At 74.7% G+C, this 21,121-nt stretch carries 17 protein-coding genes; 6 read left to right on the top strand and 11 right to left on the bottom strand.

The window, feature by feature from the left end:
* Positions 1-3 precede the first annotated feature (3 nt).
* Positions 4-2,487 carry a DNA helicase PcrA gene (gene pcrA, locus MUU72_RS07430; RefSeq protein WP_248012329.1) on the bottom strand — a complete coding sequence of 828 codons (2,484 nt, stop codon included), beginning with the start codon at positions 2,485-2,487 and terminating at the stop codon, positions 4-6.
* A gap of 460 nt (positions 2,488-2,947) precedes the next feature.
* Between pcrA and MUU72_RS07425 the strand changes: the two genes are divergently transcribed.
* Positions 2,948-4,096 (top strand): C40 family peptidase, encoded by a 1,149-nt coding sequence (locus MUU72_RS07425; RefSeq protein ID WP_248012328.1) that lies wholly within the window; start codon positions 2,948-2,950, stop codon positions 4,094-4,096.
* A gap of 149 nt (positions 4,097-4,245) precedes the next feature.
* On the opposite strand, the gene MUU72_RS07420 is transcribed toward MUU72_RS07425, so the two are convergent.
* Positions 4,246-4,599 (bottom strand): hypothetical protein, encoded by a 354-nt coding sequence (locus MUU72_RS07420; protein WP_248012327.1) that lies wholly within the window; start codon positions 4,597-4,599, stop codon positions 4,246-4,248.
* Positions 4,600-4,855: 256 nt separating this feature from the next.
* On the opposite strand from MUU72_RS07420, the gene MUU72_RS07415 reads away from it, so the two are divergent.
* Entirely contained in the window at positions 4,856-5,608 is a 753-nt protein-coding gene (locus MUU72_RS07415) for a C40 family peptidase (protein ID WP_372503019.1), read from the top strand.
* A 126-nt stretch (positions 5,609-5,734) separates the two neighbouring features.
* Here MUU72_RS07415 and MUU72_RS07410 read toward each other — a convergent pair whose 3' ends face one another.
* The 4 genes from MUU72_RS07410 to MUU72_RS07395 all read right to left on the bottom strand — a co-directional run bounded on the left by MUU72_RS07410 (position 5,735) and on the right by MUU72_RS07395 (position 11,162).
* On the bottom strand, positions 5,735-6,859 hold the full coding sequence (locus MUU72_RS07410; RefSeq protein ID WP_248012326.1) for an alpha/beta hydrolase: 1,125 nt from the start codon (positions 6,857-6,859) through the stop codon (positions 5,735-5,737).
* A gap of 213 nt (positions 6,860-7,072) precedes the next feature.
* Positions 7,073-7,783 carry a LuxR C-terminal-related transcriptional regulator gene (locus tag MUU72_RS07405; RefSeq protein WP_248012325.1) on the bottom strand — a complete coding sequence of 237 codons (711 nt, stop codon included), beginning with the start codon at positions 7,781-7,783 and terminating at the stop codon, positions 7,073-7,075.
* A 70-nt stretch (positions 7,784-7,853) separates the two neighbouring features.
* Positions 7,854-9,185 (bottom strand): ATP-binding protein, encoded by a 1,332-nt coding sequence (locus tag MUU72_RS07400; protein ID WP_248012324.1) that lies wholly within the window; start codon positions 9,183-9,185, stop codon positions 7,854-7,856.
* Positions 9,186-9,275: 90 nt separating this feature from the next.
* Positions 9,276-11,162: a serine/threonine-protein kinase gene (locus MUU72_RS07395; protein WP_248012323.1), complete on the bottom strand. Its 1,887-nt coding sequence runs from the start codon at positions 11,160-11,162 to the stop codon at positions 9,276-9,278.
* A gap of 368 nt (positions 11,163-11,530) precedes the next feature.
* Here MUU72_RS07395 and MUU72_RS07390 point away from each other — a divergent pair, with 368 nt between their 5' ends.
* Entirely contained in the window at positions 11,531-12,949 is a 1,419-nt protein-coding gene (locus MUU72_RS07390) for a PspC domain-containing protein (protein ID WP_248012322.1), read from the top strand.
* Positions 12,946-13,170, top strand: coding sequence for a hypothetical protein (locus MUU72_RS07385; RefSeq protein ID WP_248012321.1), 225 nt, complete (start codon positions 12,946-12,948; stop codon positions 13,168-13,170). The genes MUU72_RS07390 and MUU72_RS07385 overlap by 4 nt, the downstream gene beginning before the upstream one ends.
* A gap of 38 nt (positions 13,171-13,208) precedes the next feature.
* On the opposite strand, the gene MUU72_RS07380 is transcribed toward MUU72_RS07385, so the two are convergent.
* Together MUU72_RS07380 and MUU72_RS07375 are read right to left on the bottom strand one after the other, a co-directional pair.
* Positions 13,209-13,736: a DoxX family membrane protein gene (locus MUU72_RS07380; RefSeq protein ID WP_248012320.1), complete on the bottom strand. Its 528-nt coding sequence runs from the start codon at positions 13,734-13,736 to the stop codon at positions 13,209-13,211.
* Between the two features lie 663 nt (positions 13,737-14,399).
* A complete protein-coding gene (locus MUU72_RS07375; protein ID WP_372503018.1) occupies positions 14,400-15,701 on the bottom strand; it encodes a hypothetical protein in 1,302 nt (433 codons plus the stop codon).
* A 255-nt stretch (positions 15,702-15,956) separates the two neighbouring features.
* On the opposite strand from MUU72_RS07375, the gene MUU72_RS07370 reads away from it, so the two are divergent.
* Entirely contained in the window at positions 15,957-16,733 is a 777-nt protein-coding gene (locus MUU72_RS07370) for a hypothetical protein (protein WP_248012319.1), read from the top strand.
* A 9-nt stretch (positions 16,734-16,742) separates the two neighbouring features.
* A complete protein-coding gene (locus MUU72_RS07365) occupies positions 16,743-17,501 on the top strand; it encodes a bestrophin-like domain (protein ID WP_248012318.1) in 759 nt (252 codons plus the stop codon).
* 91 nt (positions 17,502-17,592) lie between these two features.
* Here the strand turns inward: MUU72_RS07365 and MUU72_RS07360 are convergent, their stop codons facing one another.
* From MUU72_RS07360 to guaA, 3 genes are all read right to left on the bottom strand, one after another.
* On the bottom strand, positions 17,593-18,378 hold the full coding sequence (locus MUU72_RS07360) for a class II aldolase/adducin family protein (RefSeq protein ID WP_248012317.1): 786 nt from the start codon (positions 18,376-18,378) through the stop codon (positions 17,593-17,595).
* A 101-nt stretch (positions 18,379-18,479) separates the two neighbouring features.
* A complete protein-coding gene (locus MUU72_RS07355) occupies positions 18,480-19,367 on the bottom strand; it encodes a 2-hydroxy-3-oxopropionate reductase (protein WP_372503017.1) in 888 nt (295 codons plus the stop codon).
* A gap of 167 nt (positions 19,368-19,534) precedes the next feature.
* Positions 19,535-21,121 carry a glutamine-hydrolyzing GMP synthase gene (guaA, locus tag MUU72_RS07350; protein WP_248012315.1) on the bottom strand — a complete coding sequence of 529 codons (1,587 nt, stop codon included), beginning with the start codon at positions 21,119-21,121 and terminating at the stop codon, positions 19,535-19,537.

The following is a 21,121-nucleotide window of genomic DNA, read 5'->3' as shown; positions in this document are numbered from 1 at the left end:
CCCCTAGAGCTTCTCCACCGGCGCGTACCGGAGCAGCAGGCGCTTGGGCTTCTCGCCGCCGAAGTCGATGGTCGCCTCGGCGTTGTCACCGCTGCCCTTGACCGCGACGACCGTGCCCAGGCCGAAGCTGTCGTGGGTGACGCGGTCGCCGATGGCCAGCGAGACCACCGGGCGGTCCTTGGCGCGCCGGGTCGCGAAGCCGCTCGGCCCCTTGGCCCGCGCCGACGACAGCGAGGCGCCGATGCCGCCGCCGAACCCGCCGCCCGAACCGCCCGAACCGCCCGACGACAGGCCGCCCATGGTCGCGGAGGGCGTCGCCGGACCGGTCCGCTTCCACTCCACGTACTCGTCCGGGATCTCCTCCAGGAAGCGGGAGGCCGGGTTGTACGAGGGCTGGCCCCAGGCGCTGCGCATCGTGGAGCGGGTGACGTAGAGCCGCTCGCGGGCGCGGGTGATGCCGACGTAGGCGAGCCGGCGCTCCTCCTCCAGCTCCTTGGTCTGGCCGAGGGCGCGCATGTGCGGGAAGACGCCGTCCTCCATGCCGGTCAGGAAGACCACCGGGAACTCCAGACCCTTGGCGGTGTGCAGGGTCATCAGCGTGATCACGCCGGTGCCCTCGTCGTCCGCGTCGGGGATCTGGTCGGAGTCGGCGACCAGGGCGACCTGCTCCAGGAACTCGGCGAGCGTGCCGGGGTTCTCCTCGTCGCGCTCCTGCTCGAACTCCAGGGCCACCGAGGCGAGTTCCTGGAGGTTCTCGATGCGGGTCTCGTCCTGGGGGTCGGTGGAGGACTGGAGCTCGGCCAGATAGCCGGTGCGCTCCATGACGGCTTCCAGGACCGTGGCGGGGCCGGCCCCGGACTCCACGATCGTGCGCAGCTCCTCCATCAGGGCGTTGAACCGCTTGACGGCGTTGGCGGAGCGGGCGGCCATGCCGTACGCCTCGTCGACCCGGCGCAGCGCCTGCGGGAAGGTGATCTTCTCGCGCAGCGCCAGCGCCTCGATCATCGCCTCGGCGCGGTCGCCGATACCGCGCTTGGGGACGTTGAGGATCCGGCGCAGCGGGACGGCGTCCTCGGGGTTGGCGAGCACCCGGAGGTAGGCCAGGATGTCGCGGACCTCTTTGCGCTCGTAGAAGCGCACCCCGCCGACGACCTTGTAGGGCAGCCCGACCCGGATGAAGATCTCCTCGAAGACGCGGGACTGGGCGTTGGTGCGGTAGAAGACCGCGACGTCGCCGGCCTTGGCGTCGCCGGCGTCGGTGAGCCGGTCGATCTCGTCGGCGACGAACTGCGCCTCGTCGTGCTCGGTGTCGGCGACGTAGCCGGTGATCCGGGGGCCGGCGCCGGCGTCCGTCCAGAGGTTCTTGGGGCGGCGGTTCTCGTTGCGCTCGATGACGGCGTTGGCGGCGGAGAGGATGGTCTGCGAGGAGCGGTAGTTCTGCTCCAGCAGGATCGTGGTGGCGTCCGGGTAGTCCTCCTCGAACTGGAGGATGTTGCGGATCGTCGCGCCGCGGAAGGCGTAGATCGACTGGTCGGCGTCACCGACCACGCACAGCTCGGCGGCGGGCGTGTCGGGGGTGCCGGGGCCGACCAGCTCGCGGACGAGGGTGTACTGGGCGTGGTTGGTGTCCTGGTACTCGTCGACGAGGACGTGACGGAAGCGGCGGCGGTAGTGCTCGGCGACGTCCGGGAACGCCTGGAGCAGGTGGACCGTCGTCATGATGATGTCGTCGAAGTCCAGGGCGTTGGCCTCGCGGAGCCGCGCCTGGTACATCGCGTACGCCTCGGCCAGGGTCTTCTCGAAGCCGTCGGCGGCCGTCCCGGCGAAGGTCTCCTCGTCGATGAGCTCGTTCTTGAGGTTGGAGATCTTCGCGCTGAACGACTTGGGCGGGAAGCGCTTGGGGTCCAGGTCGAGATCGCGGCAGACCAGGGCCATCAGGCGCTTGGAGTCGGCCGCGTCGTAGATCGAGAAGGACGAGGTGAAGCCGAGCTTCTTGGACTCCCGGCGCAGGATCCGCACGCAGGCGCTGTGGAACGTGGAGACCCACATGGCGTTGGCGCGGGGGCCGACCAGCTCCTCGACGCGCTCCTTCATCTCGCCCGCGGCCTTGTTGGTGAACGTGATCGCGAGGATCTGGCCGGGGTGGACGTGGCGCTCGGCGAGGAGGTGGGCGATGCGGTGGGTGAGCACCCGGGTCTTGCCGGAGCCGGCGCCGGCGACGATCAGCAGCGGGCCGCCGCTGTGCACCACGGCGGCCTTCTGCTGGTCGTTGAGCCCGGCCAGGAGCGCCGCCGGGTCCAGGACCGGGCGGGCGGCACCGTCGCGGTAGTACGGCTCCCTGGGCGCGGGCGCGTCGAACCTGCCGCCGAAGAGGTCAGCGGGAACCTCCTCCGGGGCCGGGCCGTGCTCGTCCTCGGGGGGCGGCGGGGGCTCCTCGTCCGGGGGGCCGAGATCCGCCAGGAAGCTGTCGTCAAAGAGGCTGCTCATCGCCCACCGAGTCTAGGCCGCCGCACTGACAACCGGTCCCGCGGCGGCGGATTGCCCGGTCCTGGGCCGGTCCGTGCGGTACGTGGCGGCGCCGGGCGCAAACCCGCGGGCCGCTCACGATCCGGTCACGAAAAGGTTTCGGGCATATCGACCACCGGCCTTCACAGGAGCCACACGAGTTGGCTACGGTCTCGCTCGGGCAGCCCGCCGTCCCAGCGGACGACAGCGTCCGCACGGGCCGCCCCCGCCGAGTCCGGTCCTGCCGCCAGGCATCCGGAGCCGGGGACCCACCAGCACCACCGGGGTGAATCGGCCGGTACGCACCGCCGCCACGCGGACGCACCGGCCGTAGGGCAAGCCTTCCGTCAGCACCGACCGCCCGAACCCTCCGCCAGCCCTGAACGGGCCGGGGGACCCCCCTCGCAACCCGGTAAGCGGTCCAGGGAAGGAGTCGCCGGCCTTGGCGTCCCATCGCAAGCCGCGCACCCCCATACTCGCCACGCCCGGCGGCCGTCGTACGGCGGCCGGGCTGACCACCGCCGCACTGGCGTCGGTCACCCTGCTGTCGCAGACCGCGAACGCCGCCCCCGAGGCGCCCCGGCCCTCCGTCGAGGAGGTCAAGCGGAAGGTCGACGGCCTCTACCGGGAGGCCGAGGTGGCCACCCAGAGATACGACGCCGCCGGGGAGGAGGCCCGGAGCCGGCAGCACACCGTGGACCGGCTGCTCGACGAGGCGGCCCGGCGCGCGGAGCGGATGAACGAGTCCCGGCGCCGACTGGGGGCCTTCGCCTCGGCGCAGTACCAGTCCGGCGGGATCAACCCGACCGCCCAGCTGATGCTGGCCAAGGATCCGCAGCAGTTCGTCGACCGCAACCACCTCATGGAGCGGCTGACCGGCCGGCAGAAGCAGGTGATCACCGACTATCAGGAGCAGGCCGCGGCGGCCACCCGCCGGCGGGCCGAGGCGACCCGCAGCCTGGAGGACCTCCAGCAGTCGCAGGCGACGCTCAAGGAGACCAAGCAGTCCGTCCAGACCAAACTGGCCGAGGCCCGGCAGCTGCTGTCCCGGCTGACCGCCCAGGAGAAGGCGCGGCTGGCCGAGCTGGAGCGCCGCAAGGAGGCGGAGGCCCGCCGCAAGGCCGAGGAGCTGGCCCGGCAGCAGGCCGAGAAGCAGCGGCAGCACCCCGGTGGCGGGGCCGGGGCCGGCCAGGGCTCCGGCGGCGGTACGTCCGACGGCGGCTCGGCGGACGGGGCGTACGGCACCAAGGCCCAGAAGGCGCTGGCCTTCGCCCGCGCCCAGATGGGCAAGCCGTACGTCTGGGGCGCGACCGGCCCGAACTCCTACGACTGCTCGGGGCTGACCCAGGCGGCGTGGAAGGCGGCCGGGGTCGATCTGCCGCGCACCACCTGGGACCAGGTCAAGGTCGGCACCCGGATCGCCACCGGCGATCTCCACCCCGGTGACCTGGTCTTCTTCTTCAACGACATCAGCCACGTCGGGATGTACATCGGCGGCGGCGAGATGATCCACGCGCCGCACCCGGGCGCCAGTGTCCGGGTGGAGTCGATCTCCTCCATGCCGATCTACGGGAGCGTGCGGCCGGGCTAGGGGGTCGCCCTGGGGCACCGGCGCGGCAAGGGGCCCGGCTCCCGCACGCCACCGCGCGGCCATCCGCCGTCTCCGGGGTCCGGAGCACGGGATCGGATGACCGCGCGGTGGGCCGCCGGTGCGGCGCGGGGCCGGGGGCGCGGCGGCGCTCAGGTCCAGAGCAGCGCGATGAAGATGTTGAGCATCGTGAGTCCGCCGACCGCGCCGAAGAGCGGCTTGGGGAGCTTCTCCTCGTCCCGCTTGACGTAGACCAGCGCGAGGATCACCACCAGGACGGCCATCTTGACGCCGATCTTGATGTTGTTGAGCGAGTGCTCCTGCATGTGGTTGAGGCCGACCAGCACGATGCCGGTGACCAGCATCGTCAGCGCGCCGTGCAGCATCGCCGGCACGAAGCGGGCGGTGCCCGCGCCCATCGCCTTCATCTGGGTCAGGAAGCCACCCAGGAGGGAGGCGATACCGATGATGTGCAGGGCGACGAAGACATTGATTACTACGTCCATAGTGGTGGATCGTATCCGCCCTATAGCACGCCCTTTCCGGCAGGGCGGCCAGGACGCCCGCTTCGGTCAGGGCCCGCCGAACCCGGCCGCCCCACGCTCCCCGTGCCGGTCGGCCCCGGGCCTCCGCCGGTCGGAAACGAACAATGCCGGGCAAAGAGGTTCGCCCCCGTGACCCCGTGGCTAGCTTCCTCCTCCGGACGACCGGCCGGTGCCCGCCGGTCGCCTTCACCCCGCAGGGAAGGAAGTGACGGCCGCCATGGCGTCGCACCACACGGCCACCGAGCGGCCCCCGCTCGCCCCGCAGCCGGCCCCCCGGACCGTGCCGCGGTCCGGCCCGCTGCTCGCGGCGGATCCGCAGCGCTGCCTGGACGGCGCGACCGTACTGGAGCGCACGGGCAGCCATCAGGCGACCGCGGTGGCGGGCTGGGCCCGCCGGCTCGGCAGCGTACGCCGCCTCGGCGGCCGCCCCGCGGTGCTCACCGCGCCCCCACCGCAGGCCGAGCCGCACCCCGCGCCCGCGCCCCGGACCACGCCGGTGGTCGCGGCCCCGCCGGCCGCTCGGCCCGCGCCGGGCGGCCGCGCGGAGGCCACCGCGCCCACCGCCGCCCGCGCCGCCCGCGCCGTCGCCTACGCCCGCGGCGCGCTCGGCAGGCCGTACGCCTGGGGAGCAACCGGTCCGGCCGCCTACGACTGCTCGGGGCTGACGCTGGCCGCCTGGCGGGCCGCCGGGGTCGCCCTGCCGCGCACCACCTACACCCAGATCGCCTGCGGCGCGCCCGTCGGCCGCGACCACCTCGCCCCGGGCGACCTGGTCTTCTTCTACTCCGGCATCAGCCACGTGGGCCTCTGCATCGGCGGCGGCGCGATGATCCACGCCCCGCACCCCGGCACACCCGTCGAGATCGCCCCGATCGACTCCCTGCCCTTCGCCGCCGCGACCCGTCCGGCCCAGCCGCCGTCCCCTGCCGGATCCGCTCCACATCAGCCGTCCCCCCGTCACGTTCCGTAATCGCCATCATGGGGAGAACGGCCCCCGCCGCGCGTTGGTGCCCGCATGCGCGAAGGCCGGCGGAAGTTCACCCGAAGGGTGAATTCCGCCGGCCTCGCCCTCGGCCGCGTGCCCGCTCAGGCCCGCTCAGGCCCGCAGGAACAGCCCGAACCACCGGAAGATCTCGGGGACTTGCCGCTTCCACACCGGTACGGTGTGGCCGCCCGCGCCCGACGCGATCTGCTCGACGGTCACCGTCGTCGGCTTCTTCGCCAGCTGCTTGAGGCCCATCCCGGCCTGGTAGCCGTCACCGCTCGCACCGGAGATGTACAGCGCGGTGCGGGGCGGCCGCCCGGCCTCGTTGGCGGCCTTGAGGATGTGCATCGGGTTGGTCTCGGCGCGCAGCTTGGGGTCCTTGCCGGCCAGCGAATCGCGTTCTATCGCCGGGTCGTTGTAGCCGGACATGCCCACCGCGGCGCGGTAGCGGTCCGGGTGGGCCAGCGCCAGCTTGGTGGCGCAGTGCGCGCCCGCCGAGTAGCCGGCCAGGCCCCAGGAGTCCGGCTTGTCGCCGGCCCGGAAGTTGTCGATCACCATCTGCCGGACGTCGACGGTGAGCCAGCTGTCGGCGTTGACCTTGCCGGGGATGTTCACGCAGCCGCTGTCAGCGTTGGGCAGCACGTTCATCCGCGGTGCCACCAGGATGAACGGCTTGACCGCGCCGCTGCGCATCAGCGGCGCCAGCTGCTCGTTGACCTTCAGCGACCCCATCCAGGACTTGGCCGAGCCGGGGTAGCCGGGGAGCAGCTCGACCACCGGGAACTTCTTGTCCTTGTAGGCGGGGTCGTTGTACTGCGGCGGCAGCCAGACGTACACCTCGCCGTTGACGCCGGAGATCTGTCCCGTGAGGTCGGTCATCTGGACGCCGGGGCCCACCACCGGGTCGTCGGCCGGCCGGAAGTTCTGGCGGACCTTGGGCTCGTCCTTGAGGTTCTTGCCGCCGAGCCCGTCCGGGCCGAGGTTGCGGGCCGCCTCGATGTGGCCGCCGGTGCCCAGCAGGTCGCCCCAGCTGTCGTAGAGGCTGTTGGCGTTGTTGACCATGACGAAGACCACCGTGATGGCGGTGACCTGGGCGAACAGCAGCATCAGCAGCCGAGCCAGGCCCCTGACCAGCGGCGGTCCGGCCACCCGGCCCCAGAGGGCCAAGGGCAGGATGACGGCGACGATCAGCAGCAGGATCGAGAAGAGGAAGAAGGGCGTGCCCGTCAGACTCATCGGGATCTCGTTTCCAGGGATTGCGCGTAGACGTAGGCGTGGTTCCGGCCCCGCCTGCGGGCAGTGAGCCTCTCCGCGCCCTTAGATGGCGATCCGCGCGATCCTGGTTGCCCGTCTTTTGCCCTTCTTTACGCGCCCCTCCCTCCCCCTCCGCACCGGGCGCACCCGGCGATCATTCGCCCCGGCCCGCCCGCTCCCCGACGAAACCGCAGGTCAGACCAGGCGTCGGGCCGCCGCCCAGCGGGTCAGCTCATGGCGGTTGGACAGCTGGAGCTTGCGCAGTACGGCGGAGACATGTGACTCAACCGTCTTGACGGAGATGAACAGCTGCTTGGCGATCTCCTTGTAGGCATAGCCGCGGGCGATCAGCCGGAGCACCTCGCGCTCACGCTGGGTGAGGCGGTCCATGTCCTCGTCGACCGGCGGGGCGTCCGTGGAGGCGAAGGCGTCCAGGACGAAGCCGGCCAGCCGCGGGGAGAAGACCGCGTCGCCGTCGGCGACCCGGAAGATCGCGCCGACCAGGTCGGTGCCGGTGATCGTCTTGGTGACGTAGCCCCGGGCGCCGCCACGGATCACGCCGATGACGTCCTCGGCCGCGTCGGAGACCGAGAGCGCCAGGAACCGCACCGGGCGCTCCGGGTCGGCCATCATCGCGGCGCTGCGGCGCAGCACCTCCACCCCGCCGCCCCCGGGGAGGTGCACGTCCAGGAGGACGACCTCGGGGCGGGTGGCGGTGATCACCGTGAGCGCCTGGTCGACGTCGGCGGCCTCGCCGACCACCTCGACACCGGTCTGCTCGGTCCGGCCGATCTCGGCCTGGACGCCCGTGCGGAACATCCGGTGGTCGTCGACCAGCACGACCCGTACGGTGCGGTCCCGGTCCCCGGCGCCGGTCTCGGCCTGCTGTGCGTCGTCGCTGCTCATCTCGTCCGTCCGTCCTTCGCTGTGTGCCCCGTCATGGTCCTTCGGCCCGCCGCCGGGCGCGTCCGCGCGCTCATCCGGGCTCCCCCTCCCCGCCGGTGCGGCGCTCGGTGCGCGCGCCCTCCTCGGCGCGCTCCACCTCCAGCTCGACGACGGTGCCGCCGTCGGGCGCGGAGCGCAGCCGGGCGGTGCCGCCGTGGCGCTCCATCCGTCCGATGATGGATTCCCGCACGCCCATCCGGTCCGCGGGAACCGCGTCGAGGTCGAAACCGGGGCCGTGGTCGCGCACCGACACGAAGACCGTCCGGCCCTCGACCTCGGCGAACACCTGGACCGCACCGCCCTCGCCACCGTACTTGGCGGCGTTGACCATCGCCTCGCGCGCGGCCTGTATCTGGGCGCCGAGCGCCTCGTCCAGGGGGCAGTCGCCGACCACCACGACTTCGAGGGGGACGCCGTGGTGGTCCTCGACCTCGGCGGCGGCCGCCCGCACCGCCTCGGCGAGCGTGGCCGGCTGCTCGTCCTCGTCCTTGCCGCGGCCCTCGGGCTTGTAGAGCCAGGCGCGCAGCTCGCGCTCCTGGGCGCGGGCCAGCCGCGCCACCTCCCGGGGGTCGTCGGCGTTGCGCTGGATCAGGGTGAGGGTGTGCAGGACGGAGTCGTGGACGTGCGCGGCCACCTCGGCGCGCTCCTGGGCGCGGATGCGCATCAGCCGCTCCTCGGAGAGGTCCTGGGTGATGCGGACGAGATAGGGGCCGGCCAGCAGGGCGATGCCGACCAGCACGGCGAGCGCGGCCTGGAGGACCGAGCCGAGATTCTGCACCGAGCCCTGGAGCACGACGATGCCGGTGACCCCGGCGCCGACCAGCAGCACCCCGGCCGCGCCGCGCACCACCGGCAGCGAGCCCTTGCGGCGCCCGAGCTCCAGCCACTGGGCGCGGCGGGAGTTGTCCGCCTGGCGCCAGACCAGGGCGACACCGGCGCCGATGAGCAGCACCGGCCAGAGATAGACGTTGGCCCGGCCCGGCTGGAAGCGCGAGGCCACGACGGCCGCCCCCACCAGCAGCCCGACCAGGGCGAGGACCTGGCCCTTGTCGGGGCGGCGGTCGCGCAGCCGCCGCCGGTCCTCCCCGGCCGCCGCCTGCCGCGTCCCCACCCCGCCGACGCCGAGCGGGACGAAGAACCAGAACGCGGCGTAGAGCAGCGCGCCCATGCCGTCGGCCAGGAACAGCGCCAGGAAGACGATCCGCACCCAGGAGACCGGGAGGCCGAGGTGCCCGGCGAGTCCGCGCGCGACACCGCCGAGCAGCCGCCCCTCGGCGCTGCGGTACAGCTTCCGCACGGGCGGGTCGTCGGGGTCCGGCGCCGGCGGGTGCAGCGGCTCGGCGCGGGGTGGCGCTGGGGTCATGCCTCAGATCGTCACACGTGCGGCGGGCCGGGGACATCAGGGTCCACCCTGAGGCGTCCCTGACGTTGCCCGAGATCCCCCCGGGGTGGCTCAGCCCGCCGCCGCGGTCCTGCGGAAACCGTCCTTGACGTTGTTGAAGACCTGCTCGAACTTGGTCCAGTTCGCGGACGGCGCGGAGACGTAGACGGCGTACTCCTTGCCGCCCTCGCGGCCGAAGCCCAGGTCGATGCCGCGGTACTCGCGGACCCGGCCCTGGAAGGAGAACTCCCAGATGGCGGCCGGGTCGCCCTGGAAGATGGTGTCCTGGAGGCGGAGCCGCTTGTAGCTGGGGTACTGCACCTTCAGGTCCGCCTCGACGCTCTTGAAGTGCTCCACCTGGTCGGCGGAGGCGAAGTCCAGGCCGCTGATGGTCAGCTGCGCCAGGTCGGCGTCGGAGGTGTAGATGATCTGCCGGCCGTTGTCCTTGACCTCCCGCTTCCAGTCGGCGGGGACCGGGAACGTCACGCCCAGATCCTGCTCCGTGGCCTGGCGGTAGCCCTCGGGGAGGGGCGGCGGCGGGCCGATGCTGGTGCGCGGCGTGCTGGGGAGTACGGGGGTGCCGGTGCCCGCCGTGCTCTTCTGGGCGGTACCGGTGTCGTGCTGGGTGACGTACCAGGCGGCGCCGGCGCCGCCCCCGGCGACCAGGACGCCGACGACGCTCCAGACCACGACCCGGCCGCGCCGCTTGCGGGGGGCCGGGGTGCCGGGTGCTGCCAGGTCCGCACCGAGGCCGGTGGTGGACCCGGTGGCCGCGCCGGGCACCGGGCCGGTGGCCTGGCCCGTGGCGGTGGGGGCCGCGGGCGGCGGGACGGCACCGGTGGCCGGTCCGGGCCCCGCCGGCCCGACGGCACCGGTCGCGGCTGCGGTCGCGGACCCGGTCGCGGTGCGCGTTCCCGTGCCGGTCGCGGCCCCGGTGCCGGAAGCGGTCCAGGTGCCGCTGTCCGGGCCGGTGGCGGTCGCGGTCCCGGTCCCGGTGGCGGTGGCGGTCCCGGTCGCGGTCGCGGTCGCGGTCCCGGTGCCGCTTCCCGTGCCGTCCGCGGTGTCGCGCCCGGTGGCCGACGGCGCGGCGGACGTCCCGGGGCGGGTGGGTGCCTCGGACGGGTCGTCGCTCGCGGCCCGGTCGCGGGTGACCGTTCCCAGGGCCAGCGTGGGCCAGCCCATCAGGGCGGTGTCCGCCTCGGCCTCGGCGGTCCGCAGGGCCTGCTCGACGACCTCGGCGGTGGGCCGGTCGCCGGGCTCCTTGGCGAGCAGCGCCTCGATCAGCGGGGCCAGCTGGCCGGCGTTGCGCGGCGGCTCCAACGGGTCGACGGCGATCGCGTACGCCGTCTCGACCGCGGTCGGCTTGCGGAACGGCGGCTTCCCCTCGACCGCCTGATAGAGCGTCGCCCCCAGCGCCCACAGGTCCGAAGCGGGCCCCGGCGTGCTGCCCTTGACCCGTTCGGGCGCCAGATAGTCGATGGAGCCGACCAGTTCGCCGGTCTTGGTGAGGGTGGAGGCGCCGGTGGCGACGGCGATCCCGAAGTCGGTGAGGACGACCCGGCCTTCCTCGCCGAGCAGTACGTTGCCCGGTTTGACGTCGCGGTGCAGCACGCCGGCGGAGTGCGCGGCCCGCAGGGCGGCGATCATGCCGCGGCCGATCCGGGCGACCTCCCGGGGGGCGAGGTAAGTGCCGGACCGGGCGGCCTCCTTGATGGCGTCGCCGAGCGTCGCGGAGGGGACGTACTCCATGACGATGCAGGGCAGGCCCTCGTCGTCCACCACGTCGTGCACGCTGACGACGTTGGGGTGGTTGATGCGCGCGGCGGCCTGCGCCTCGCGGGTGGTGCGCTCGTGGCGGGTGGCGAGTTCGTCGGCGTCCAGCTGCGGCGAGACATGCAGGCGCTTGACCGCGACCTGGCGCCCGAGGACCTCGTCCCGGGCCCGCCAGACGGTCCCCATCCCTCCTTGCCCTATCCGCTCGACCAGGCGATATCGCCCGGCGACCAGTCGCCCCTCGTTCGCCGACGCCGTCTCCGCCACCGCACGCCCCTCCGGAAACCCGTACGTATTCAGGGCGCAACGATAGTCTTCGGTGGCGCGGAACAGCCCTCCGGCCACCGCCGCGACGAGATCTTTTTCCGGTATGGCCCACCCTCCGCGGGCCGCGCACGGCCCACGCGGCGCGCCCGCACGCCCGTCGGTACGCCCCGGCACCGGCCCTCCCGGGGCCGGTCGGGGGTTCTCTCGGGGTCGCCTCGGGGGATCTCAGGGATCAGCCAGGGTTTTCACCGATACCGCGACCGCGCCGCCCTTGTCACCATGGCTCCATGAACGACGCACCCCCCGCCGCCGGTCCGGCGGCCCCCGGCCCCGCCGGCAGCCCCCCGCCGCCCGCCCCGCTGCGCCGCAGCCGGCGGCAGAAGGTCGTCGCGGGCGTGTGCGGCGGGCTGGGCCGGCAGTGGGACGTCGATCCGGTGATCTTCCGCGTGGTGCTCGCCGTGCTGTCCATCGGCGGCCTCGGCCTCATCTTCTACGGCTTCGCCTGGCTGCTCGTCCCGCTCGACGGCGAGGAGGAGAACGAGGTCCGCCGGCTGCTCTCGGGCCGCGTCGAGGGGTCGGCGCTGACGGCGCTGCTGTCCGCGCTGGCCGGCTGCGCGCTGTTCCTGACCACGCTCGGCAAGGGCAGCATGCTGTCCTTCGCGCTGATGGTGACGCTGGCGGTGGCCGGTGCCGCGTACTGGTCGCGGCAGCGCCGGCGCGCCCGGGCCGAGGGCCCGGGGGCGGTGGACGCCGCCACCGCCCAGGCGGTCGCCGACGCCCCGCCGGAGGCCACCGCGCCCCCGGCGCCCAACACCCCTTCCTGGTGGCGCGATCCGCGCACCGGGGAGCCGTCGATCCGCCGCGTCTACCTCTGGGGCCCGGACGACACCCGGATCGACGTCGGCTACGACTTCACCCACGGCGCGTCCGACGGCCCCCGCCCGCGCGGCAGCTGGGCCCCCGCGGGCGCGCCGCGTCCCGCCGCGCCCCCGGCCCCGCCGGCCCGCCCCGCCGGCGGCGGGATCGGCGGCCGGACGTTCCTGCTGGCCGCGCTGGCCGGCGCCGGCACCGCGCTCGCCGTCGCCCGGCACGCCGCGCTGGCACCGGCCCTCCAGGCCGGTCTGGCCTGCGCCCTGGCGGTGTTCGGGCTGGGCCTGATCCTCAGCGCCTGGCTGGGCCGCACGGGCGGCGGCACGGTCTTCTGGACGGTGCTGACGGCCGCGCTGCTGGCCGCCGCCACGGTGCTGCCCCCCGGCGTCACCGCCGACTGGCAGCGCCGCACCTGGTCCCCGGCCACGGCCGCCGCGGTCCAGCGCCACTACGCGGTCGGCGCCGGGGAGGGCCGCCTGGATCTCGGCCGCCTCGCCCTGAAGCCCGGCACCACGGTCCGGGCCAGCGCGGAGGTCGGCGCCGGACGGCTCCGGGTGACGGTGCCGCGGGACGCCACCGCCACCCTGCACCTCTCGCTCGGCGTCGGCGACATCCAGCTGCCGGGCGAGGACGCCCGCTCCGTGGAGCTCGTCGCCGGGCACCGCGAGCGGACGGTCACCCTGCCCGCCCAGGGCCTCACGAAGGGCGAACGGCCGCACGGCACGGTCGAGCTGGACCTCTCGGTCGGCGCCGGACAGCTCTCCGTCGAGCGGGCCGCCCCGGTCCCCCCGCCCACGCCCGCCCCGGCCCCGACCCCCCAGGGAGCCCCGCAGTGAAGCGCCACCCCTTCGAACCGGGCCGCCTGGTCTCCGGCGCCGCCGCCCTCGCCGTCGGCACCGGCTACGGCCTCGACGCCCTCGGCCTCTGGCACGCCCCCGGCCCGTGGCTGTTCCTCGTCCTCCCCGCCGGGCTGCTGCTCTCCGGGATCACCACCGCCGTGTGGGCCGCCGCCCGGCGCCAGCACGGCCGGGACGCACCGCCCCGGGAGCCGGTGTGAGCGGCGCCCGCCGGCCCGGCCCGCGCGGCCGGCGCCGGTCATCCGTAGAGCTGCCTCCCGTGCCGGCGGCGGCGGTGGGCCAGCGCCGCGTCCAGGGAGAGGCGGGGCGCGCCGGCCAGCACCAGCGGGGTCCAGGCGAGCAGGTAGGCGAGGCCGTTGCCGTAGGGGTAGGGGGTGGTGGGCCAGCTGACGGTGAGCCACAGCGTCAGCGAGATCAGCGCGCCGCCGAGCGCCGCCACCCGCCCCAGCAGCCCGGCGAGCGTGCCGAGGCCGACCAGCACCTCCCCGCCGGCGAGGGCGTAGCCGACGGCGCCTGGGTTGCGCTGGGCCAGCTCCACCAACTGCGGTACGGCGGCGGTGCCGTGCACCTGCCGCAGCAGCTCGCCCAGCGAGCCGTGGCCGCCGGCGGCCGGGAAGGCCGGGTCGGTGAGCTTCCGGAGTCCGGCGTAGAGGAAGGTGCCGCCCAGGAAGAGCCGCAGCGGGAGCAGGGCGTGGCGGCCCAGCCGGCCGCGGAATCCGGTGCCGCCGCCCGCTTCGGCCGGGGGTGTGCGGTATGCGTGGGCCATGGCGGCCGCCTCTCCGTTGCCTCCGGGAGCAGACGATTGTGCCGCCGCCCGCACGGCTTGGCGAGATACGGACCGGCGTCCGCCCGGGGTTCCTTCCGCCGGCAGCCGCCGGCCAGCCGCCTCCGCCCCCCGGATCAGCCCCTGACGCCAACTTCCTTACGGATTACGGCACTTCACGATTGCGGACACACCACCCCGCCGCCGCCCCAGCCGCCTTCGAGCCGGGCCCCGGCAAGCCAGGAACCTCCAAGCCGGACGGCTGCAAGCCAGGATCCCGCAAGCCAGACACGCTCAAGTCGGAGCCCTGCACGTCAGATCCCCGCAAGCCAGGCACGCTCAAGTCGGAGCCCTGCACGCCAGATCCCCGCAAGCCGGGCACCCTCAAGCCGGCCCGGCGCAGCGGCCGGGCGCCGTCACCTCACCTCGCGGACCCCGCCGCCGCCCCAGGCGCCTTCCGCCCGGCCTCCCGCGCCCGCACCGTCCTCCCCGCACCGCACCGCGCCCCGACTCCGCACATCCGCAGCCACCTCAGCCCCCCGCCCGGCAGCCCAGCCCCAGCCCCAGCCCCCCCCCGCACACCCGCCCCCTACGACCTCTCCCCCACTGACCTCTCCCCCATCGGCCCCGCCCCCGTCGGCCTCGGCCCCTTCCGTCGCGGTCCCCTCAGTCCTGGACGTCGATGCGGTAGGGGCGGGTTTCGGCGCCGGCGGCCGTGATCACGCGGACCTCCACGGGGCCGGGCTCCACGTCGACCGGCACGGGCACGGTCAGCACGCCGTCCGTCGGGTTGGCGAATCCGCCGGGGACGGGGACGAGCGGGACGGGCACGTGCACCGCGCCGATCCGGACGACCGTGCGGGCCAGCCGGTCCGGGGTCCCCGCGCCCGGCGGGACGAAGCCGGTGCCGCGGATCTCGATGTCGTCGCCGGTGCGGATCGGCGCGGCGAGGTCGCCCAGCTCCCGGGAGCGGACGACGGAATGGATCACCGGCCGGCCGCCGGTGACGGCCTTGCCCGCCAGATACGTCACGCCGGACAGCCCGGCGAGCACCACCAGCACCCACGGGAGCGCGGGGAGCCGGGTCGGGTCGTCGGCCAGGCGGACCAGCGCGAAGGCCGCCACGGCGGCGTTCACCAGCACGTACTGGGCGTCGGTGAAGCTGCCCCGGCCCGCGTCGTCGGCCAGCAGGTCCGCGGCCCGGGGCCGGTCGGCCGGGACCTTCTGCACCCGTCCGGAGCGGACCCGCCCGGCGGTCATCCCGTACGCCAGCACCGCCACCGCGCAGGCCATGGCCAGTATGGCCAGCAGTCCGGCCGACGGCAGCAGGCCCAGTCCCGGCAGGAGCCGCCGCCGGGCGTCGGGCCCGGGCGCCACGGCCAGCTCCACGGCCAGGGTGAGGACGGCGTACAGGACCGTCAGCACCCATGCCGCGGCGACCGCACGGGAGGTGGACAGCCGGTGGTCCTCACCGATCAGCGGGGCGAGGAGGCCGGCCTGTCGGCGGTGGCGCCAGGCCGCCGCGGTCACCCCGAGGGCCAGGGCGGCGGCCGCCGTCAGCGTCGCGGTGCGGCCCGCGGTCCAGCCGGTCCCGACGGCGGTCAGCGCCTGCCCGAGCAGCAGCGCCAGGACCGCCGCCCACACCACCCACGCGGTGCGCCGGGAGACCGCCACCGGCCAGCCGGCACCCTCCCAGGCCCGCCGCTCGGCCAACGCCTTGGCGGACAGCGTCAGTTCGTCCGACACCCACTGCCGGGCGGCGCCGGCGGAGTGCGCCAGACCGGCCGGTACGCCCCGCCCGGCGGCGAAGTCCTCCCGGAGCGCGACGAACGCGGCGAGCGCCTGCCGGTGCCCCTCGCGGGCGCCGTGCGGGCACTGTCCGCACCGGCACGCACCGCCGTCGCCGGCCGGTCCGCCGCTTCCCGTCCCGCCCCGTCCGGCCACCCTGCCCGCCGCATCCACCGACACGTCCGTACCGCCCCGCCGCCGCTCGTCCCAACTTCTCTTCCCTGACCGGGGATTGTGCCCCAGCCGCCCGGCCCGGCAGGTAATCGTCCTGGTCAGGACGGGCACGTCCGGGAGCGGCAGGTTGACGCGGGCGCGGGGCCGCGCGGCGGGCGGGGCCGGCGGCGTCCGGACGCGCATTCCCGCCGCCTCCCCCGTTCGGGCGAATCGCCGCCGATCGGCGGCTGTCCGGCCCGGGCCCTGCGCAGGCTTCCCGCCGTGCGCGAGATACACGAACCACCCCCCGAGGCCCCCTCCGGCGGCCTCTCCGACGACCCCGCCGACCACCCCGCCGGCGCCCCGCGCCGCGACCGGAGACCCACCGCACCGGGCCGCCGGTCCGGCCGCCACCGCACCGGCCACCGCACCGACCCGGGGCCCGGCCGCCGCCCGGCCCGGCCCCCGTTCGCCACCGCGGCGCGGGCCGCCGCGCTGGCGCTGGCCGCGGCCTCGACGCTCGCCGCGGCCCTGGCGCTGGCCGCGTCCCCGCCGGCCGCCGCGGCCCGCCCCGGGCTCCCCCAGCGCCCGTCCGGCGACAACTGCGCGTACGCCGGGACGGCGCCCCAGGTGCGGCTGCCGACCGAGTTCCCGGTGCCGCCGGGCTGGCACTTCCCCTGCACCCGGCCATCGCCCCGCCCCACCGCCCGGCCGACCCCGCGGCCGGTGCCGCCGCCGGCCCCGACCGCGGCCCCGCGGCCGCGCCCCCGGCCCACCCCGGCCGCGCCCGCGCCCCGCCCGTCGCCCCCGGCCCCGGCCGCCCGGCCGGCGCCGCCGGTACCACCGCCCCCACCGCCACAGCCACCGACCGCGCGCCGCACGCCGTCCCCGGCCCCCGCGCGCCCGCACGCCTACACCCCGGTCCGCCCCCGGCCGCACCACCAGCGGTCGGTGGTGACCCGGATGCTGCTGGTCACCGCCCCGGCCGTGCTCGCCGGTGCCGCTCTCCGTCCCCGTTCGCGCTCCTCGTCCCGTTCCGGCGGGCGCAGTTCCTCGTAGGAGGTCTCCATGTCGCAGTGGCTGGTGCTGACCCTCGCCATGGCCGCGGTCTGCGGTGTCGTCCTGACCATCACCGTCCTGAAGGAGCGCCGGATCGGCGAGGACGACGACCCGTCCGAAACACCCGATGTGATCGAGTACCTGACGATGATGGTGGGGGTGGTCTACGCGATCGTGCTGGGCCTGGCCATCGCCGGGGTCTGGGAGGCCCGGAGCACCGCCGAGGACACCGTGCGGGCCGAGGCGCAGGCGCTGCACGAGGTCAGCGTGCGGGGCGAGGCGTGGCCCGCGCCCGTCCGGGACACCGTGCGCCGGGACGTCACCTCCTATGTGAGCCACGTCGTCCACAAGGAGTGGCCGGTGATGGCCGAGCACGGCCGGCTCACCGACCGCGGCGCCGCACTCCTGGGGAAGATCCGCTCCGATGTGATCGGCTACCACCCTCGGGACGACTTCGAGCGGGAGTCGTACCAGCCGCTGGTGGACCAGGTCGCGGCGGTGGACAGTGCCCGCACCGCCCGTGCGGACGCGGCCGGTTCGACGCTCCCGGGGGTGGTGTGGTTCGGGCTGATCATCGGGGGCGTGGTCTCCATCGCGGTGATGTTCACCCTACAGATCCGCCGGTCGGGGCGGGAGATGCTGATGGCCGGGGTGTTCAGCGCGCTGATCGCGTTCCTGCTGGTGCTGGTCTGGGACTTCGACGCGCCGTTCAGCCGGGGGCCGGCGGCGGACGCGGGGACGTTCCTGGACCTGTTCCCGGGGGTGTGACGCGCGGCGGGGAGGGCGGCGCGGCGCCCGGGGCCGGCCGGCCCGCCCTCCCCGCCGGGCTCCCCGGCCCGGTCCGGTCCGGTCCGGTCCGCTAGCCGAACATCTCCGGTTCGCTGCGCGCGATCCGCTGGTACAGCGGCTGGTAGTTGATCCAGGCGACCAGGTCGCTGCCCAGTTGCTCGCGGGTGCGCACGGCGTCCCGGTGGCCGATCGGGACGGGGTCACCGGCCGCCTTCGCCGCCAGCTGCACCTGGCAGCAGCGCTCCATGGCCAGCAGCCACCAGGCCGCCGCGTCCACCGAGCCGCCGACCGTCAGCAGTCCGTGGTTGCGCAGGATCAGGGCCTTGTGCGGGCCGAGCGCGCGGGCGACCCGCCGCGCCTCCGCGGGGTCCACCGCCACGCCCGTGTACGCGTCGTAGCGGGCGTGGTCCTCGTAGAACGCGCAGGCGTCCTGGGTGAGGGGTTCCAGCGGCGCGTCGAGCGCGGAGAGCGCGCGGCCGTACGGGGAGTGGCTGTGCGCGGCGGCGACGACGTCCGGGCGGGCCCGGTGGATCTCCGCGTGCAGGGTGAACGCCGCCTGGTTGACGTGGTGGCGGCCCTCGACGACCTGGCCCTCGCCGTTGACCAGGATGAGGTCGCCGACGGTCAGCAGCGCGAACGGGACGCCGAACGGATTGGTCCAGAAGCAGTCGGCGAACTCCGGGTCGCGGACGGTGAGCTGGCCCGAGACGCCCTCGTCGAGCCCGTGGCGGCCGAAAAGGCGCACCGCCGCCACCAGCCGCTCCCTGCGGTGGCGGCGCTCCTCCTCGGCGGTCGGGTGGGTCGGCGGCAGCGCGAAGTGCAGCTGGTCGGTGGGTATCGGCGTCGGCTCGGGCATCGCGGCTCTCCTCCTGGCGCGTACGGCTCACGGCGGTGGGCGGAAGCTACCCTCCGCTTCGTTCCGGGGCCAGGCCCGTGCGGCCGCCGGCCGGGGCGGGGTCACTCCGCGTGCCGGTAGCCGCTGAGCAGTTCCACGCCGCGGAGCAGCGCCGAGTGGTCCAGGCCGCCGTCGCCGCGGGCCACCGCGGAGGCGACCAGCTGGGCCGCGGCGGCGCCGACCGGGAGCGGGGCGCCGACGGTGCGGGCGGCGTCGGTGACGATGCCCATGTCCTTGTGGTGGAGTTCGAGCTTGAAGCCGGGGGCGAACTCGCGCCGCAGGAAGTTGTCCTTCTTGCGGGTCAGGACGGTGGAGCCGGCCAGGCCGCCGTTGAGCACGTCGAGGGCGGCGGCGAGGTCCACGCCGGACTTCTCCAGGAAGACCACGGCCTCGGCGCACGCCTGGAGGTTGACCGCGACGATGAGCTGGTTGGCGGCCTTGACGGTCTGCCCGGCGCCGTGCGGGCCGCAGTGGACGAGGGTGGTGCCGACGGCCTCCAGCACCGGCCGGGCGGCGTCGAAGTCGGCCCGCTCACCGCCGACCATGATCGACAGCACGCCCTCGACGGCGCCGGCCTCGCCGCCGGAGACCGGGGCGTCCAGCACCCGGATGCCCTGCTCGGCGGCCTTGCGGGCCAGGTCGATGGAGGTCTGCGGGGTGATGGAGGACATGTCGATCAGCAGCGCACCGGACCGGGCGTGCGCCAGGATGCCGTCGGGCCCGTAGGCGAGCGCTTCGACCTGCGGGGAGGCCGGGACCATGGTGATGACCACGTCCGCGTCCGCGACCGCCTCGGCGACCGACGCGGCCTCGGTGCCGCCCGCGGCGACCAGCGCGCCCGCCTTGCCGGGGCTGCGGTTCCAGCCGCGGACGGTGTGGCCGGCCTGCGCGAGGTTCACCGCCATGGGGCTGCCCATGATGCCGAGGCCGAGGAATGCGATGGTGCTCATAGCGTGACCCACTTCTTCCGCCATGCGGATATTGGATGCCGTAATGCGGAATACATCTTCCGCTCCGGCCCCTCGGCCCGTCAACCACCCCGCCCGACGCGGCCCGCATACGGCGACGCCGCCGCCCGGGCGTCCGGGCGGCGGCGTCGTCGCGGGTCAGCGGGAGCTCACTCCCACTCGATGGTCCCCGGCGGCTTGCTGGTGACGTCCAGCACCACGCGGTTGACGTCGGCGACCTCGTTGGTGATCCGGGTGGAGATCCGGGCCAGCACCTCGTACGGCATGCGCGTCCAGTCCGCGGTCATGGCGTCCTCGGACGAGACCGGGCGGAGCACGACGGGGTGGCCGTACGTGCGGCCGTCGCCCTGCACACCGACCGAGCGGACGTCGGCCAGCAGCACCACCGGGCACTGCCAGATCTCGCGGTCCAGACCGGCCGCGGTCAGCTCCTCGCGGGCGATCGCGTCGGCCTCGCGCAGCAGGTCCAGGCGCTCCTGGGTGACCTCGCCGACGATCCGGATGCCCAGGCCGGGGCCGGGGAACGGCTGGCGGTGGACGATCTCGTCCGGCAGGCCCAGCTCGCTGCCGACCATCCGGACCTCGTCCTTGAACAGCTGGCGCAGCGGCTCGACGAGCTCGAACTCGATGTCGTCGGGCAGGCCGCCGACGTTGTGGTGCGACTTGATGTTGGCGGTGCCGGTGCCGCCGCCGGACTCGACGATGTCCGGGTAGAGCGTGCCCTGGACCAGGAAGGCCACTTCCTCGCCCTCGGCGCCGGCCTCGGCGACCAGCTCGGCCTGGGCCTGCTCGAAGACCCGGATGAACTCCCGGCCGATGATCTTCCGCTTCTGCTCGGGGTCGGAGACCCCCTTCAGCGCGGCCAGGAACCGCTCGCTGGCGTCGACGACCTTGAGCTGCACGCCCGTCGCCGCCACGAAGTCCTTCTCGACCTGCTCGGTCTCGCCCTTGCGCATCAGGCCGTGGTCGACGTAGACGCAGGTCAGCTGCTCACCGATGGCCTTCTGGACCAGGGCGGCGGCCACCGCGGAGTCCACGCCGCCGGACAGTCCGCAGATCGCGCGCTTGCTGCCGACCTGCTCGCGGATCGCGGCGACCTGCTCCTCGACCACGCTGGTGGTCGTCCAGGTGGGCTCCAGGCCCGCGCCGCGGTAGAGGAAGTGCTCCAGGACCTGCTGGCCGTGCGTGGAGTGCATCACCTCGGGGTGGTACTGCACGCCGTAGAGCTTCTTCTCGTCGTTCTCGAAGGCGGCGACCGGGACCGTGTCGGTGGACGCGGTGACCGTGAAGCCCTCGGGGGCGGCGGAGCAGGCGTCGCCGTGCGACATCCACACCGACTGCTCGGTGGGCGTGCCCTCGAAGAGGGTGGAGCCGGGCCGGCTGACGGACAGCGCGGTGCGGCCGTACTCCCGGGCGCCGGTGTTGTCGACCGTGCCGCCGAGGGTGGTGGCCATCAGCTGGAAGCCGTAGCACATGCCGAAGACCGGGACGCCGGCCTCGAACAGCGAGCGGTCGAGGGTGGGCGCGCCTTCTTCGTAGACCGACGAGGGGCCGCCGGAGAGGATGATCGCCTTGGGGTTCTTGGCGAGCATCTCGGCCACCGGCATGGTGGACGGCACGATCTCGCTGTAGACCCGGGCCTCGCGGACCCGGCGGGCGATGAGCTGGGCGTACTGTGCGCCGAAGTCGACTACGAGGACGACGTCCGGGGCGGCAGCAGGGGGTGCTGATGGCAC

It is taken from the genome of Streptomyces rhizoryzae (assembly GCF_023155275.1).
Lineage (GTDB): Bacteria > Actinomycetota > Actinomycetes > Streptomycetales > Streptomycetaceae > Streptomyces > Streptomyces rhizoryzae.
Note: the sequence above shows the minus strand (reverse complement) of the source record. Positions and strands in the feature narration are given on the sequence as shown.